At 62.9% G+C, this 15383-nt stretch carries 10 protein-coding genes; 6 read left to right on the top strand and 4 right to left on the bottom strand.

The window, feature by feature from the left end:
- Positions 1-37: 37 nt before the first annotated feature.
- Positions 38-2623: an alpha-L-rhamnosidase gene (locus QFZ21_RS08625; protein ID WP_307376708.1), complete on the top strand. Its 2586-nt coding sequence runs from the start codon at positions 38-40 to the stop codon at positions 2621-2623.
- A 23-nt stretch (positions 2624-2646) separates the two neighbouring features.
- Here QFZ21_RS08625 and QFZ21_RS08620 read toward each other — a convergent pair whose 3' ends face one another.
- Positions 2647-3465 (bottom strand): helix-turn-helix domain-containing protein, encoded by an 819-nt coding sequence (locus QFZ21_RS08620; protein WP_307376705.1) that lies wholly within the window; start codon positions 3463-3465, stop codon positions 2647-2649.
- Between the two features lie 188 nt (positions 3466-3653).
- Between QFZ21_RS08620 and QFZ21_RS08615 the strand changes: the two genes are divergently transcribed.
- The 3 genes from QFZ21_RS08615 to QFZ21_RS08605 all read left to right on the top strand — a co-directional run bounded on the left by QFZ21_RS08615 (position 3654) and on the right by QFZ21_RS08605 (position 8297).
- Positions 3654-6113, top strand: a complete 2460-nt coding sequence (locus QFZ21_RS08615) for a hypothetical protein (protein ID WP_307376702.1) — start codon at positions 3654-3656, stop codon at positions 6111-6113.
- A 53-nt stretch (positions 6114-6166) separates the two neighbouring features.
- Positions 6167-7600 (top strand): L-fucose/L-arabinose isomerase family protein, encoded by a 1434-nt coding sequence (locus QFZ21_RS08610; RefSeq protein WP_307376699.1) that lies wholly within the window; start codon positions 6167-6169, stop codon positions 7598-7600.
- A gap of 319 nt (positions 7601-7919) precedes the next feature.
- Positions 7920-8297, top strand: coding sequence for an MFS transporter (locus QFZ21_RS08605; protein WP_307376696.1), 378 nt, complete (start codon positions 7920-7922; stop codon positions 8295-8297).
- 257 nt (positions 8298-8554) lie between these two features.
- On the opposite strand, the gene QFZ21_RS08600 is transcribed toward QFZ21_RS08605, so the two are convergent.
- From QFZ21_RS08600 to QFZ21_RS08590, 3 genes are all read right to left on the bottom strand, one after another.
- Positions 8555-9445 carry an ImmA/IrrE family metallo-endopeptidase gene (locus tag QFZ21_RS08600; RefSeq protein WP_307376692.1) on the bottom strand — a complete coding sequence of 297 codons (891 nt, stop codon included), beginning with the start codon at positions 9443-9445 and terminating at the stop codon, positions 8555-8557.
- Between the two features lie 7 nt (positions 9446-9452).
- Positions 9453-9890, bottom strand: coding sequence for a helix-turn-helix domain-containing protein (locus QFZ21_RS08595; RefSeq protein ID WP_307376689.1), 438 nt, complete (start codon positions 9888-9890; stop codon positions 9453-9455).
- Between the two features lie 549 nt (positions 9891-10439).
- Entirely contained in the window at positions 10440-11891 is a 1452-nt protein-coding gene (locus QFZ21_RS08590; protein ID WP_307376685.1) for an SIR2 family protein, read from the bottom strand.
- Between the two features lie 570 nt (positions 11892-12461).
- Between QFZ21_RS08590 and QFZ21_RS08585 the strand changes: the two genes are divergently transcribed.
- Complete coding sequence (locus QFZ21_RS08585) at positions 12462-13946, top strand: glycoside hydrolase (RefSeq protein ID WP_373426008.1); 1485 nt, start codon at positions 12462-12464, stop codon at positions 13944-13946.
- A gap of 41 nt (positions 13947-13987) precedes the next feature.
- Positions 13988-15325 carry an ABC transporter substrate-binding protein gene (locus QFZ21_RS08580; RefSeq protein ID WP_307376679.1) on the top strand — a complete coding sequence of 446 codons (1338 nt, stop codon included), beginning with the start codon at positions 13988-13990 and terminating at the stop codon, positions 15323-15325.
- Positions 15326-15383 lie beyond the last annotated feature (58 nt).

Below are 15383 nucleotides of genomic sequence, written 5' to 3'. Positions count from 1 at the left end.
TGTCGTGGGCGCAGGAACCGCTCGTGTGAGGGGAACGATGAAAGTGAACGCAGCAGTAGCGGTGCGCAACGTGAAGGTTGAGAACCACGACACCGCACTGGGGATCGATGAGGCGAATCCGCGATTGTCCTTCACGGTGTCCGCGCCGATGGGATGGCAGCAGGCGTCGTACGACCTTGAGCTGCGGGGTGCGGACGGTTTGGTGAACGTGACAGGTCCTGTGATGACCAGCGAGCGCGTTTACGTGTCGTGGCCGACCGCTCCTCTCCGCCACCGCGAACATCACGTGCTACGCATACGCGTGCGCGGCGAGGACGGAGACCCGTCCCCGTGGAGCGACCCGCTCCCCATAGAGCGGGGACCCAGCCGTTCAGGCTGGGTCGCGTGCCCGATCAGCGCAAGCTGGCTCGAGGAGGCTGAGTCGGACAGGCGCCCTTCCCTGTTGCGCACCACTTTCACGGTGGGTGCCGGTGTGAGTCGGGCACTTCTTCGTGTGACGGCCCACGGTCTCTATGAGCTTGAGTTCAACGGCGCCCGTGTCGGTCGCGACGCCCTGAGCCCGGGATGGTCGGTGTACGGTGAACGTCTTCGTTACGCCACGTACGATGTCACCGCTCAAGTGCGATCCGGGGCCAACGCACTGGGTGCGTGGCTCGGAGATGGCTGGTACCGCGGGCGCCTCGGGTTCAATGGCGGCAACCGCAACATCTATGGATCTGATCTTTCCCTTATCCTCCAGCTTGAGCTCCGCTATGCCGACGGTCGCGAGGAAATAACCGCGACGGACTCGTCATGGCGGTCGCACCCGAGTCCGATTCATTTCTCTGACATTTACGACGGGGAGAGATACGACGCTCGCGACGAACTCGACGGATGGTCGATGCCGACATACGACGACTCGAGTTGGGGTGAGGTCACGATCGGCGAACGCGACCCACGCACGCTCGTTGCCCCGGACGGTCCCCCCGTCAGGGCGACCGAGGATCTCATGCCCGCATCCGTCACCCGGATAGCTCGCGATCGGATGATCGTCGATTTCGGGCAGAATCTTAGTGGCCGTACCGTGATTCAGGCGACCGGGCAGCGGGGAGAAAGCGTGGCGATCAGGCACGCGGAAGTTCTTCAGGACGGAGAGATCTACACTCGTCCCCTGCGGCTGGCGAAGGCGACCGACAGGTACGTCTTTCGTGACTCAGAGAGAGTGACGTGGGAACCGAAGTTTACGTATCACGGCTTTCGGTATGCGGAGGTAGTGGCTTCCCCCGACACCCTCGATAGTCTCAGCATCATCGCTCGGGTCTACCACTCGGCAATGCAGCGGGTGGGGTGGTTCTCTTGCTCCAACGAGAACCTCAACCGGCTGCACCAGAATGTGGTCTGGTCGATGCGAAGCAACTTTGTTGACGTGCCCACCGACTGTCCTCAACGGGACGAACGTTTCGGCTGGACGGGTGACATCCAGGTCTTCGCCCCTACCGCTGCTTTCCTCTTCGATGTCTCGGGGATGCTGGCCGGCTGGTTGCGCGACCTCGCCATCGAGCAATTGCCGGACGGCACTGTGCCCTGGTATGTGCCAACGGTGCCTGGTCGCGCGGTGTGGACGCCACCGCGACCCGGTGCCGCGTGGGGCGATGCGGCTGTGCTCGTTCCCTGGGACCTATGGTTCGCGAGTGGAGACGTGCAGATTCTCGTGCGGCAGTGGGACAGCGCTCGCGCCTGGGTGGACCTGATGATGGAACGGTGCGATGTTGCCGGGCTTTGGACAGGAGACTTCCAACTGGGGGATTGGCTCGACCCCGCCGCCCCGCCAGAGTCTCCGGCGGAGGCGATGACGGACCGCGATCTTGTAGCGAGTGCATACTGCTCCTGGTCCAGCCGAGTGCTCGCCCGCACCGCAGAGGTGCTGGGAAAGGTCGCGGAGAGCGAGCACTACTCCCGGCTTTCCGATCAAGTGGCCCAAGCGATCCGGCTCCGATATCTCGACGACGTCGGCACGCTTCACCAGGAGTCCCAGACCGGGTACGCCATGCTTATCTGCTTCGAACTTGTCGACGGCGAACAGCGCGAGCACGCGGGACGCCGGTTGCGGGCTCTCGTGGAAGACGCGGACTTCCGTATCTCTACCGGCTTCGTGGGAACCCCGCTAGTCTCCAGGGCGTTAACGGAGACCGGATCGGTTGACACGGCATACCGACAGCTTCTGGAAGAAGAATTGCCCTCGTGGCTGTACGCCGTCACCCAGGGAGCGACCACGATCTGGGAGCGCTGGGACAGTCTCATGGTCGATGGCCGCGTCAACCCGGGCCAGATGACGTCCTTCAACCATTATGCGCTCGGTTCAGTCGCCCATTGGATGCACACGACGGTGGCTGGAATCGAGTTGCGGGCGCCTGGGGCAGAGCGCGTCAGGTTTGCCCCTAAGCCGGGAGGCGGGCTGACATGGGCAGCAGCCGAGCTGGACTCTCCTCGCGGGCGCATCGCTATCCGATGGGATCTCGTGGATGACGGAACCGTTAGCGCGGTCGTTGCGGTGCCCGAGGGCGTCGTTGCCGAATTCCTGGCGCCGGATGGTTCCACTTACGACGTTAGCTCGGGTGTTTCGCGAGTCTCGTTCAGCGCATAAATGGCCCGCTCCGGTAGCGAGAGTTACCTACGACCCTGCTTGCGGTACTTGCTTGGGCTTAGCCCCGTAAACCGATGGAAGCGTTGCGAGAAATACAGCGGATCTGTCCAGCCAGTGTCTCGCGCAATGCTCGCCACCGTGCGGTTGGTGAGGTTGAGGAGTTGCTGGGCTGCGAGCATCCTTTCCCTCTCCACGTAGCGTTGCGGGCTGAGCCCCACGTGCTCGGTGAAGAGGTGGGTGAAGCGCGACACCGAGAGATGGGAGACGGAAGCAAGCTGCGTGACGTCAAGCAGACCCGCGACGTTGCCCGCGATGAACTCCATCACACGCAGTATCCGCTCATCGGTGCGGGAGGATAGTGTGTTCTGCGTATCCAACCAGAGCAGCGCTTCCTCAACAGCGTTGACGGCGAACAACTCGGCGTGCAGCAGAGTGCTCTGGCGCATCCTCGCAGACCTCAGGAGAGCCGAGTTCACGCGAGTGTGAACTTCACCGCTGGTCTGCAAAAGGCCGAGCCCGTCTCGCAGCGGCCAGTCGATCAGCGAAACCCAGTCGGTCCTAGGCCGAAAGTGCGCGAATCCGAACTCCCACACCCCGGCATCGAGATCAGTTCCGTAGTCGTGCAACACTCCGGGAGGAAGAAGAACGGCGTCTCCCGGTCCGACGAGCAAGTCGTCGCCGGTCGTTCCGAACCGGCCTCTTCCCTCCACCGTGTGCACCAGGAGGTAGTCGCTCGTGCCCGTACTTCTCCACGTCGCGTAGTCAGACCCCTCCCGGAAGTAGCCCGCGGACACGCGCTCGACGGGGGGGTGCATCGACTCCTGCGGCTGGATCAGTGCCATAGCAGAATCTCCCATATTGAGACGACAAGAATCTATTGTAACGCCGCAACTTCATCGACACGATCGACAGTATGTTACCTAGTCGTGAGTCGCTCACCCCGAACCGATCGTCTCGAGGAGCTGGCACCTGGATTTGGCGCGACCCCGCTGCGGCAGCCGCGACTAACCACTTCACGTGGTTCCGCAGAGTGGTCGAGTTGAAAGACCCACCCGAGTCCGGTGAGTTTTTCTTCGCTGCAGATAGTACGGCCCGACTGTGGGTGAACGGCGAGCTGGTGCGAAGGAAAGTCACGAGGTTTCATCAGGGCGAAGTGCGGGCTGAGCGCGTGAACGTCGCTCACCTGCTTCGTCGAGGAGCGAATGTGTTCGTTGTGCTTCACCACAGCTGGGGTGACATAACGACTTTCCAGCGATCAGCGGGAGATCGCGCTGGGCTCTATCTCGATGCGAGCTGGATAGCCACCGACGAACGCTGGCGGTGGTTGCCGGCAGATGAGTTCCGCGACGGAACTGATCAGTTCATCAGCATCGACGCGTCCACTCCCCGCATCCGGTTCCCTGTAGTCATAGACGCCCGAACGAGTGCGGATTCGAAGCTCTTTCATCTCGCGACTTTTGACGACTCGGCGTGGGATGCCGCACACGTAGTAGAGCGAGGTCCGTGGCCCGAGGTGCCGACGCCAGTCGAGACTGTTGGCCAGCGAGAGTCCACCCAACGACCGCTTTCTGTACTCGCCGCAGGTCGCATCTCGGGAGTGACCCCGTCTCCGGGGGAGCGCGACAGCCACGCGCCCCAACCGGTCTTCACGCCCGTCGCTTCACTTGCAGCCGGCAGCGCATCGCTCGTGAAGGGCGAGAAGCTGACGATCAGCGGCCAACCAGCAGACTCCTTCTTTTTGACTTTCGACTTGCAGCGACCCGTCCATGGGTTTCCCTTCATTGAGATTTCGACGTCGGCCCCGGGGGTCGTGGTTGACATCGTGTATGGGGAGCTGGCGACGTCGACCTACACGGGCGAGTCGCTCATTCAGGAGAACGGCTGGATCGACCCCCACGGCGTCGTCGCGCGGGGCTATTTGGATCGCATCTTCCCTTCGATCGGTCGCCGGCACTACGAGATCCCCGACGAGCGCACTGCGCGCTGGGTATCAGTTCTCATCCGCTTCGACCAGGCAGCAGATATGCACGTGCACGATCTCGGGATAGTGAAGTCGCAGTTCCCTCTCGAGGCACGGGGGAGCTTCCGAAGCAGCGACGAGCGTCTCGATCAGATCGTGAAGCTGGCCATCATTCATGCGGAATTGACCATGTCGGACACATTCGTCGACACGCCCGGCAGGGAAGACGGACAGTGGATCGAGGATGCGCGTCCTCGAGCCGATATCGCCGCACGGTGGTTCGGTGACAGCTCGCTTCGACGCCTCTGCGTGCGTCTTCTTGCTGAAGGCCAGAGCGAAGACGGCGCCCTCCACCCGTTCTCTCCCAGCAACCACCCATACGGTCCTAGCCAGTGGGACTGGTCTCTCCATTGGATCGGCCTTCTCGCCGAAGAGTATCTCTGGAGCGCCGACGCCGACTTCGTTCAAACCTATCTGCCCACCGTTGAAGGAATCCTCTCGGCGGCACTGCTGGAGGTGGACACCGATGATGTTTGGCGCACATCTCACCTCTTCGGGGACATTCGTAACTCTCAGATCTCCTCCGGGGATTCGAGCGGGATCTCCACACCCTTCATGGTGAACGCGTTACGCGAGGGTGCCTCACTGGCGCTTGCTGTCGAGCGTCCGGAGCTTGCAGACGAATGGAATGAAGCCGCATCGCGGATGGCGCAGGCGTTTCGCGCTCACCATATTGATCGAAGTCGCAGTGATGGTGTGCCTTTGGTCGCTGATCGAGTCCGTCCCGACGGCTCTGCATACCCGGAGTACAGCCAAGCAGGTCAGGCAGTTGCTCTATACAGCGACCTCCTCGATGGCACGGAGGCGGTCGCCGTGATCGACTACGCCTTCCCGGAACCCGAGGCCACTCCCCCCGTCGACGTAGCACGCTGGAACTCACCCACCTGGTCCTACCGGACTTTGCGCGGACTGACTGTTCATGGATTCGAGGAGAGAGCGGTTTCGCATCTCTTGGAACGATACGCCCCCTATTTGCCGGGCAATCCTCGAAATGTGGAGCCGCTGGCTCTTCAAGGGCCCTATGGTGGACCGCTTCCGGAATACTGGCTGTCTAGGGAAGACCTGGGCCTGGCTCCCGGCGAGCCCAACGAGAAACAGCCAGGGGACCCCACGGGTTCTCATGGGTGGGGCGCGGTGCCCCTCCTCTGGCTTCATGAATACCTGCTGGGTGTGACCATTGAGTCGCCCGGTGGTGAGGCGGTCGCGATCGCGCCGAGGAATGCCGGGTTGGGGTTTGTGGAGGGCACGACGCTGACACCGCGTGGCGCGGTGTATTTGCACTACTGCCCGGCAGAGTCGCGGCTCACCCTCGAGATTCCGTTGCTCACGGCTCGGCTCACGCTTCCGGCGGCTTTCGCGGGGGTGGTGGTTCTCGATTCCACAAGCGGACGGGAGTACCAGCCCTCTGACGTCATTGATCTCGTAGGTCCGAGCCGACACGAGTTCGTCGCCCTCCGTCCAATCTGGTGATCTTTGTTGTGTACATGCGCAGGGGCAACCTGTCGTCTCGTAAGGAGAACTGAATGACCTCGAATACGCTCAGCCCACTTCCGTCAAAGATCCGACGGAAGACCCGCATCGGTCTCGTTGCGGGCGGTCTCGGCACATACTGGCCCCAGTTTCCTGGACTACTCCCGCAGCTCGAGGAATCGTCGCGCTTCGTCTCTGCCCGGTTTGCCGAGATGGATGCCGAGGTCATCGATATCGGCTTTATCTCTGACGCGCGCGAAGGGGCTGCTGCCGCGGAGAGGCTTCGAATGGCCGATTGTGACCTCATCGTCCTGTTTCTGACGACCTATCTCACGTCCTCGATGGTTCTGCCCATCGCGCAGCGGTCTCGCACTCCCGTACTGGTAATTGACCTGCAGCCAACCGAGAAGATGGATCACGTTGCGTTCGACACCGGGATGTGGCTGGCGTATTGCGGTCAATGCCCCGTCCCTGAAGTCGGGAATGTCTTCCGGCGGGCGGGAATCCCCTTCCGATCGGTGTCGGGGCACCTGCGACAGGAGGCGGCATGGGAGCGCATCAGCGTGTGGGTTCGGGCCGCGCACATAAGGGCGTCCCTGCGCCATGCTCGACACGGACTTATGGGCCACCTCTATCCGGGGATGCTGGATGTGTCCACCGACCTCACGCTGTTGTCGACGACATTCGGTTCGCATGTGGAGGTACTAGAGTTCGATGATCTGCGTCAGCGTGTGGATCGCGTAACGGAGCCTCAGGTCGCAGAGCGCGTTGCGCTCGCACGCGAGGTCTTTACTGTGGATGACACCGTGGATGCCGAGGACTTTGCGTGGGGAGCTCGGGTCAGCGTCGCGCTGGACTCTCTCGTGGAGGACTTCGATCTCGATACTCTCGCGTACTACCACCGGGGCCTTGATGGTGAGCTTCACGAGAGGCTCGGCGCGGGCATGATCCTCGGTGCTTCGCTTCTCACGGCACGAGGGATCCCCACCACGGGCGAGTACGAGCTGCGCACCACCGTGGCCCAGCTGGCGACGCAGGTGATTGGCGCGGGAGGGTCCTTCACTGAGATCCAGGCACTCAACTTCGAAGACAACGTCGTCGAGATGGGTCACGACGGTCCGGCGCACCTGGCTGTCTCTTCTCAGGAGCCCCTTCTTCGTGGTTTGGGCGTTTTTCACGGTAAACGCGGGTGGGGTGTGAGTGTCGAGTTCGATGTGCACCCCGGGCACGTCACGCTTTTGGGGCTCGGCCAGGACCGCGACGGATCGCTGGTGTTCGTCGCCTCCGAGGGCGTCGTCCGACCGGGGCCACTTCTGTCGATCGGAAATACGACAAGTCGAGTGGACTTCGACCGCGACCCCGGCGTGTGGGTAGACGAGTGGAGCGGCACCGGTGTTGGTCACCACTGGTCACTCTCGATCGGGCATCACGCCAATGACTACCGCGCGGCAGCGAACCTCCTGGGCATCGACTTCACCCAGATCTAGGCGGCGGAGAAAGAGAATGGGGACTCCCTCGTGAGAGATGTTGTGCTGACCACTCAGAACGAGATTGCAGGGTGGGGCCGCGATTGTGGCCGACCTGGTGCAGGATCGTCCGGCAGCGGGGCTGGGAATCGTCGCCGGCTCGTCACCGCAGCCTTTATACGCTGTGGGGAAGCGGCTGGAGCTCCGGAACACATCCGCAGTGGCCCTAGCCCCGGGGGTCGGAGACTGTACCTAGCCACGTGACCGCTGCAGCGATCTTCTCCGGCTGTGCCAATCTGCCCGTAGGGATCTGCACCTGGGCAGCCGACCGATTTTCGGATTGCTCGCCCCACTCAGCGGTGACGTCGTGACGCTTCTGGCCTTGCGATTCCTCGGAGGCGTCGGGCTTGGCGCCGTACCGGCGATAGCGCTCGCTTACCTCAGCGAAGAGATCGACGCGGCCCACACCGCTGCAGCAACAGGGAGCTACATCGCGGGAGCCACCATCGGAGGGCTGGTCGGCCGAATTCTCGCGGGGAGCATCATAGAAGTCGGCGGGTGGCAGTGCGGGGTCGTTACCGCAGCCGGCGTCTGCGTGGTGGCGGCCCTAGTTGCGACACGTAGTTATGAGAACCTGCCCGCCCAGAGATTACGGTGCGGTCGCCTCCTTCGCGTCGAGTCAGGGAAGACGCCTCGCAAGGCTACGGATATGAGATAGGTAGCTGTCGCGTAAGAGCCAGGTCTCTCGACCTACGATTGACGGCATGGAGCCGAGGTCAATGGCGCCCACGTGCCTCGACCTGCGTTAGCTCCAGGGGGATGTGGCACTAGCGTTACCCCAGTTCCGCGCCCGCTGACCCGCGAATTTGCCTGGCCTTGGGCAGCAATCAGACGCTCCTGCGATGGTCGTGAACGGGTGACCTCACGCTCGACTGCATCTGTCCGCGCGATAACGGGATCCTCCAGCAACAAGCCCTACACGAGGCTCAGGCGCTGTCCATCGAGGCGGCGACGGCGCGTGAGCAGGACGAAGCCGTTCCTGCCGTTCACGAATGCTTCGGCAGCGAACTTCACCGGTCCCCTCCGAGTGACGAGAGTCACCTCGCACGGTTCGATAGTTCCTCGGTGATCCGCGTGAATGGCCGCGATACTCGGGAAGATCCCGCCGGTGAGCTTAGCCGGCAACATCTCACGAATGCGGCCGTATCGAGCCTCGAACGTCATGGACTGGTCCGTGATGGCGTTGAAGATCGGCAGGCTGCCACTTGCACCCCCAAACAGCCCCGTGCCGATCAGTGCGATCTCGCGCTTGCTTCCGGCTACATATCGGCGAATTGCTGCAGCGGCCGACACCTGGAATTGAGAGTTCAGCGCGAGTGGGACATCCAGCGAAGGTGCCCAGTCGTCGGCTTCCCGGTTGAAGCGCTTGCCAGCGAAAAGAATCTCCGCCGAGAACAGGTTCGCCTCGATCTCGAGGCTCTCTCGAGTGTCGGGCGCCAACGTATGCAGGTCATCGCCGTAATAGGCACTCTTATGCCACGGAAGGGCATCGTGGCCGATCTCGTGCGCTTCTGTGAAGCGCTGTCGTTCGACACTCAGGGACGTGTCGACGAAGTAGCGCCGCTCCTCTACGTCGAGCAGACCCAAGACTTTTCCCTTGAGCTTCTTGTAGATTGACCGAATCGTCGGCGGCAGATCTCCGGGCCCACCCAAATCGAAGAGGGCGTGCTTCTGAAGATCGACAGCCGCCGCAACGTCGTTGAGCGGGACGGGGAGTCGGTCGCCAGCAGATGCCGCGCGTAGTGCGCCGCGTGCATATTTCCGAACGTCATCTTCTTCGCCCGACACCAGCTGCAGCTTCGTCATGGTTCATTCACCCGCGCTTCTGCTGAATGAAGGCAAGGTAGTTCCGTAGCTCCGCGGCCTCATCCTCCGTCAGTTCTTCCAGCGCCCGCAGCGGTATCCCCGCAAGAGCGTTTGGCTTCGTGGCTGGAGTGGAACGCGGAACATGGTGCCCTGCACGTCGCATCAGATCTCCGTAGTCGACGCCGTACACCTCGGACAACTTGAACAGGACGTTGGGCGATGGGCGCTCGACCGTGTTGCTTTCGATCTGTGACAGATACCCATTGGTGATCTGAGTCTTCGCTTCCACGCCACGAAGAGAGAGACCCGTCGCCTTGCGACTCGCTTTCAGGTGGTCGCCGAGCTTTGACTCGCTCGCGGGTGCGTTGAGGAGCATCGCTGCCCCGGCAACTGCTGAGAGGGCTGCACCCAAGGCCACAGCGGAGAGAACAGTACGGGAAATCATTCCCCCAGTATCACGCATATTGCTTGATCTTGCGAGCACTTGCTTTTTGGAACCTGCTTGCGTACTGTATCAAGCAACCGCTGGGCAGATCGCGCGGCGGGCACAACAGGAGGCATCATGCCGAACCGCAGTTCAGTCACAGGTCGATACATTTCGAATGCCGCAGCAGCGCGCCACCCCCGAACCTCCGTCCGGGAGGCCGGCGGCAACTCGGGATCCGGTGTACATAACCGCAGCGCCATCAGCGGTCGCTACATCTCGGATGCTGCCGCGGCTCGCTGGCCCAACACCAGCATCACCGAGCGCGGCAACTAGCACGAAGACACGTGGGGCCCGATCTCAGTCGAAGGAAGATCGGACCCCACGTGGAGCTCAGCGGGCTAGCGCGGTGATGTCGGCGCGTCAGGCGGTGAAGATCGTCGTTCCACCGCAACGGTGCGCGGGTGACGTGCGGCGGCCGCGTTAGAGATGAAGCGACCGGTGATGGCGCTCCTGTTGGAACCGCCCACCCGATAAACGTTGTCACCAAGACTCTGGAAAGACCTAGCCCTAGTCATCTCCACCTCGTTCCTCTTGGGGTGAGTCTAACCCCGTGTCACTGAGAACGGCGTCAGACAATCGCTCGCTCCATGAGTCCGCTACCAGGCCGAGTTGGTCAACCCAGAGATACGAAGAATCGTCGTACTCCGCCACTTCGTCAGGCAGGCCCACTGTTAGGACTGCAGTCGACATCGGAGGGTGACCCTCTATGTTGACGACGACCGGCACGGCTGCGACAGACCTCCAGCGTCTTGTCCGCTCACCCTCGATGTCCTGGATGAGGAGCGTGTCGGCGCTCAGTGCGCGACCAGCAATCCATGGGGTGTCGAATCCTGTCGCTACCCGACGAAGAGACGCCGAGTTTCGGTAGACGCGGTCCCCAGCGGCCCACCGCACAAGACCTCCATCGCCGTCAGACAGCCATAGGGAGACGTTGAGGGCGGCGACACTGAAGTACGACCTCAGCGTCTCGGACTCCTCAGCCAGCAACCTCGCGTACTCCTTTTGAAGCACATCGAACTGCTCGAAGTGTCGGTCCCACACCTTTGCAGCACGCTCCCGAGGTGCGAGGTAGCCACGGTTGTTGACATGCCTCAGCTCTCGAATCACCTGGGCAGCGTCAGAGTGATCATCAACCAGAACCGGCCGGAGCCCTACTGCTGCCCATTGCGACTCAAGCGCGTTCTGCAGGCTCTCAAACTCTGAACGAGTGACCCCGAATCCCTCTCGAGCAAGGATCACGAGGGCCGCGTGCTCACGTGGGGCCTCCTGTTTGGCCGCATGTAGCCATTGTCTGACGTCGGGGTCTCGATAGGACGTGCCGGCAATCACTAGCGCGCCCTTGGCGAGAGCTTGTCGCATGTAAGCCCTCTGCCATGATCCGGTGTCACTCAGGACCACCAGGAAATCGGTCAACGTGAAAACGACATCCGTCATCTCGTCGCGGGACACGATGCCGTGCAGGTGGTGCACCACGATTGCATCCGCTTCATCAACGTTCCCGGAGGCAGATACGACGGACACCATGGGAGCGTTGCCCAACTCCTGCTCGGCGACGAGCGCTTCTTCCAGGAGGACATCGAAGTTCAGGGTGACCAAGCTCGTGTCGTCGGCATCACCCGTGAGGGCGTGCGAGACCGCCGCACGGTGAAGTGGTGATGCCTCGGGGGGTGTAGAGAGTCTGTATAGCTCGTTCCGAACGCTCTCCAGCCACTGCGGCTCTAGCTGTGCACGCGCTGCCTCAGCGACGATTAGCGGATCCTGCCGCCCCAACAACAGGCCTGCTGTCGACGTGTCAGGCACGGCTCCGCTCTTCACAAGCAGACGGGTGACGAGTTCGTCCCACCCGGGGAGCCCTGAGGTCGTCGACGCGCCGGCTCCCAAGAGGATGGTCGTGTGCTTCTCGGCACCAGATTCTTTGAACTGAGCCATCACCTCTGCGGAGAGATCTGGGGCGCTCATATAGCTCAGTGTGGCAGACAGCACTGCCTTTAGGTACGAAGGTGGCAGCAGCAAGGCCAGCGGACCGGTACTGACATAGTTACGACTATCAGTGGCGCTACACCTCGGTCGCAGGGGACGGTGCAGATCATTTGTCCAACAGGTATGGGCGTGAGCGCGAATTCGCGACGAGCACGCTGATCGGGGCGGCGCCAGGTGTCCCCCAGGTGTCCCCGGGCATCGCGAGGATACTGTTTCGGGCGATCTCTCGCGTGCCGGAAGTGCGTCACGTGCATCCTGAGAATCCCTGTTCATAAGGCAAAAGCAGAGGTTTCCTCGGCTGATCAGGTCTAGTGTCTCGGTGCCGCAATTCCGTCAGGATCACTCTGCTAAGGTGGAGTCCCCTCACGGGGACCAGGGGTTCAAATCCCCTCGTCTCCGCAGTGAAAATCCCCGCTCCGGCGGGGATTTTCTGGTTCCGGAGTATGGTCGCTCAATCTGCCGCCGCTCGATCCCCCCGAACTCATCTGATTAACCGCTTGACCAATCTCGATCTGTCGGGCTACTCTCTGCGTAACCGATTAACCAACGATGATTGGACGGGCAGTGAGCCAGCGAGGTTTCTATCAGCCGCAGAGTGCATGGGTGGGGGATGTCATCCCCTGGGAGGAAGACGGCGTCTTCCACTTGTTCTACCTGCACGAGACGCGACAGGTGCCGAAAGAGGGCATGCCCTGGCACCGCATCTCTACGGACAACCTCGTCGACTTCGCCGTTCACGGCGAGGCGATCGCCTCCGGCGGCTCTCACTCCGACGATTTCAACATCTATACGGGCAGCATCGTTCGGGACGCGCAGGGCGTGCACCACGCCTTCTACACAGGACAGAATCCCGACAGGCACGGACCGGACGGGCTGCCCCTGCAACTGGTCCTCCACGCGACGAGCGATGACGGCATGGCTTCATGGCAGCGTCATCCGGAGCACACTTTCGGGGCGACGGCCGGGTATGAGACCGCCGACTGGCGCGATCCGTTCGTCTTCCGCGACGAGAGCACCGGACTCTGGCGGATGCTGATCACCGCTCGGCACGACAACGGTCCGGACCGGCGTCGAGGCGTCATCGCCCAGTGCACCTCGAGCGACCTCGAGCACTGGCAGCCCGTCGCGCCGTTCTGGGATCCTCGGCGCTGTGTGGCGCACGAATGCCCCGAGGTGTTCCAGTGGGGAGACTGGTGGTACCTGGTCTCGTCCGAGTTCAGCGATGCGTTCACGACCCGTTACCGCATGGCGCGCAGCCTCGACGGGCCTTGGATCGTTCCCGAGCACGACACTCTCGACTCCCGCGCCTTCTACGCGGCCAAGTCCGCCGCTCGTGATGGTCGGCGCTTCTTCTTCGGATGGATCGCAACGCGCGAGGGCGGCATCGATGACGGCGCCTGGCAGTGGGCGGGCACGATGGCGGTCATCGAAGCCGAGCAGCGCGCCGACGGAACGCTGGCCTTCCACCCGACCGATGAACTTCGCCAGACCTTCGGCGCGCCGACCGCACTGCTCCCCGCCGGCACGAGGCTGAGCGCCCCCGACGGGTACGAGCAGAGCTTGGTGAAGAACGTCGTCGAGGAGCCGTTCCGTCTCGTCGCGCGATTCGACATCGGGGCGAGCACCAGGGAATGCGGCATCGTGCTCCGGGTCGGCGATGATGGCGAATCCGGCTACAGCCTCAGGCTCGAGCCGCAGCGTAACCGCCTCGTCTTCGACCGCTGGCCGCGCCGCTCCACTGGCACGGAGCAGTGGCAGATCTCGGGAGACGTGCCCTTCCTGATCGAGCTCGAGCGCCCCGTCGATCTCGCCCCCGGCGAGCACGAGCTCGAGGTGATCGTCGAGGGCGAGCTCTGCGTCGCGACGGTCGACGACTCGACCGTGCTGAGCACGCGTCTCTACGACCACCCGACAGGTCGGGTAGGAGTGTTCGTCGGTGAGGGGGAGACCACCGTTCGCGAGCTGAGCCTGCGCACGCGTGATCGCTCTCCCGCCGCCGCGCGAGAGCCCGGCCTCCTCACAGCGAACGTCTGATAGCTGACCCCCAACCCGATGGACATCGAAGGAGATTCACCATGATTCGACCCGCACGCAGGATCGCGTTTCTCGCCGCCGCCGCGACGACCGCGCTGGTGCTCACCGCCTGCGGGGGAGCATCCCCCGCAGGCGACCCGACCGACATCGACCCCGAGGGGGAGGTCGTTCCCCGTGAGATCTCCTGGCTGCTCTCGCGTCCGGCGGACGGCGGTGTCATCACCACGATGGAGAAGATCGCGGACGAGTACGCCGCGGACCACCCCGGATTCGCACTCAACCTGATCACGACACCGGATCGCCCCTCTTACATCCAGAAGTACGAGACGCTCGCAGCGGCGAACAAGCTCCCCGAGCTCTTCGACACCGACGCGACGCCCTTCGCCCAGAAGCTCGCCGAGCAGGGGCGGATGGTCGACGTCGACCTCCTCCTCGACGACCTCGGTCTGACCGATGACTATCGTCCCGCCGCGCTGAACTATCAGCGGTTCGATGACGGCTCGCTCTACATGGTGCCCTTCGAGTTCCAGCTGGAGTTCTTCTGGTACAACAAGGCCCTGTTCGAGGATGCCGGCGCGACCGTGCCGGCCACGCTCGACGACTTCCCGCAGATGTGCGAGGACCTCCGCGCCGCGGGCGTCACCCCCATCGCGCTGGACGGCCAGGACCAGTGGCCCCTCGAGCGGTACATGGCCTACTACCCGTTCCGCATGGCCGGGCCGGAGTACGTGCAGGACCTGAAGAACGGGGACGCCTCCTTCTCCGACCCTGCTGGTCGCGCGGCGGCCGAATGGCTGTACTCGCTCGGGCAGTCCGGCTGCTTCTCCGAGGGCTTCTCCGCGACCGGGTACGCCGACGCACAGGCTCAGTTCACCTCGGGTGCGGCGGCCGTCTACAACATCGGCACCTGGGAGTTCGGCAACCTCGCCACCGAAACCCTCGATCCCCGAGTCCGCGATGACGTGGACTACTTCACCCTTCCGACGATCGACGACGCGGTGACAGCCGAAAACGAGTACGTCACGCCCTCCGGCATCGGCATGGCGGTGAACGCCAAGACCTACGACCCTCTGGTACGCGACTTCCTCGCCTTCGCGCTCGAGCGTTACCCGGAGCTGTACGCATCGACGGGCGCTCTGTCGCCGACATCATCGGCGGCCACCACGATCCCTGACACGGCCACGTCGCTCTACGGCCGCGCGGTGGAGCAGGCGGACGGTGTCGGCGAGGCGATCGCCATGCCGTGGGACACGCAGCTGGACCCGGCCACGAACACGCGCCTTCAGCAGGAGCTCACCCTGCTCGTACAGGGCGAGATCACGCCGGATGAATTCATCGAGACCATGGACAAGACGCTCTCGGAGAACAGCGATGGCTGATGTGCTCACGTCCGGGACGGTCGCGGCTCGCACGCGCCCGTCCCGGCAGCCACGGCGC

Origin of the sequence: Microbacterium sp. W4I20 (genome assembly GCF_030816505.1) — a bacterium.
GTDB lineage: Bacteria > Actinomycetota > Actinomycetes > Actinomycetales > Microbacteriaceae > Microbacterium.
Note: the sequence above shows the minus strand (reverse complement) of the source record. Positions and strands in the feature narration are given on the sequence as shown.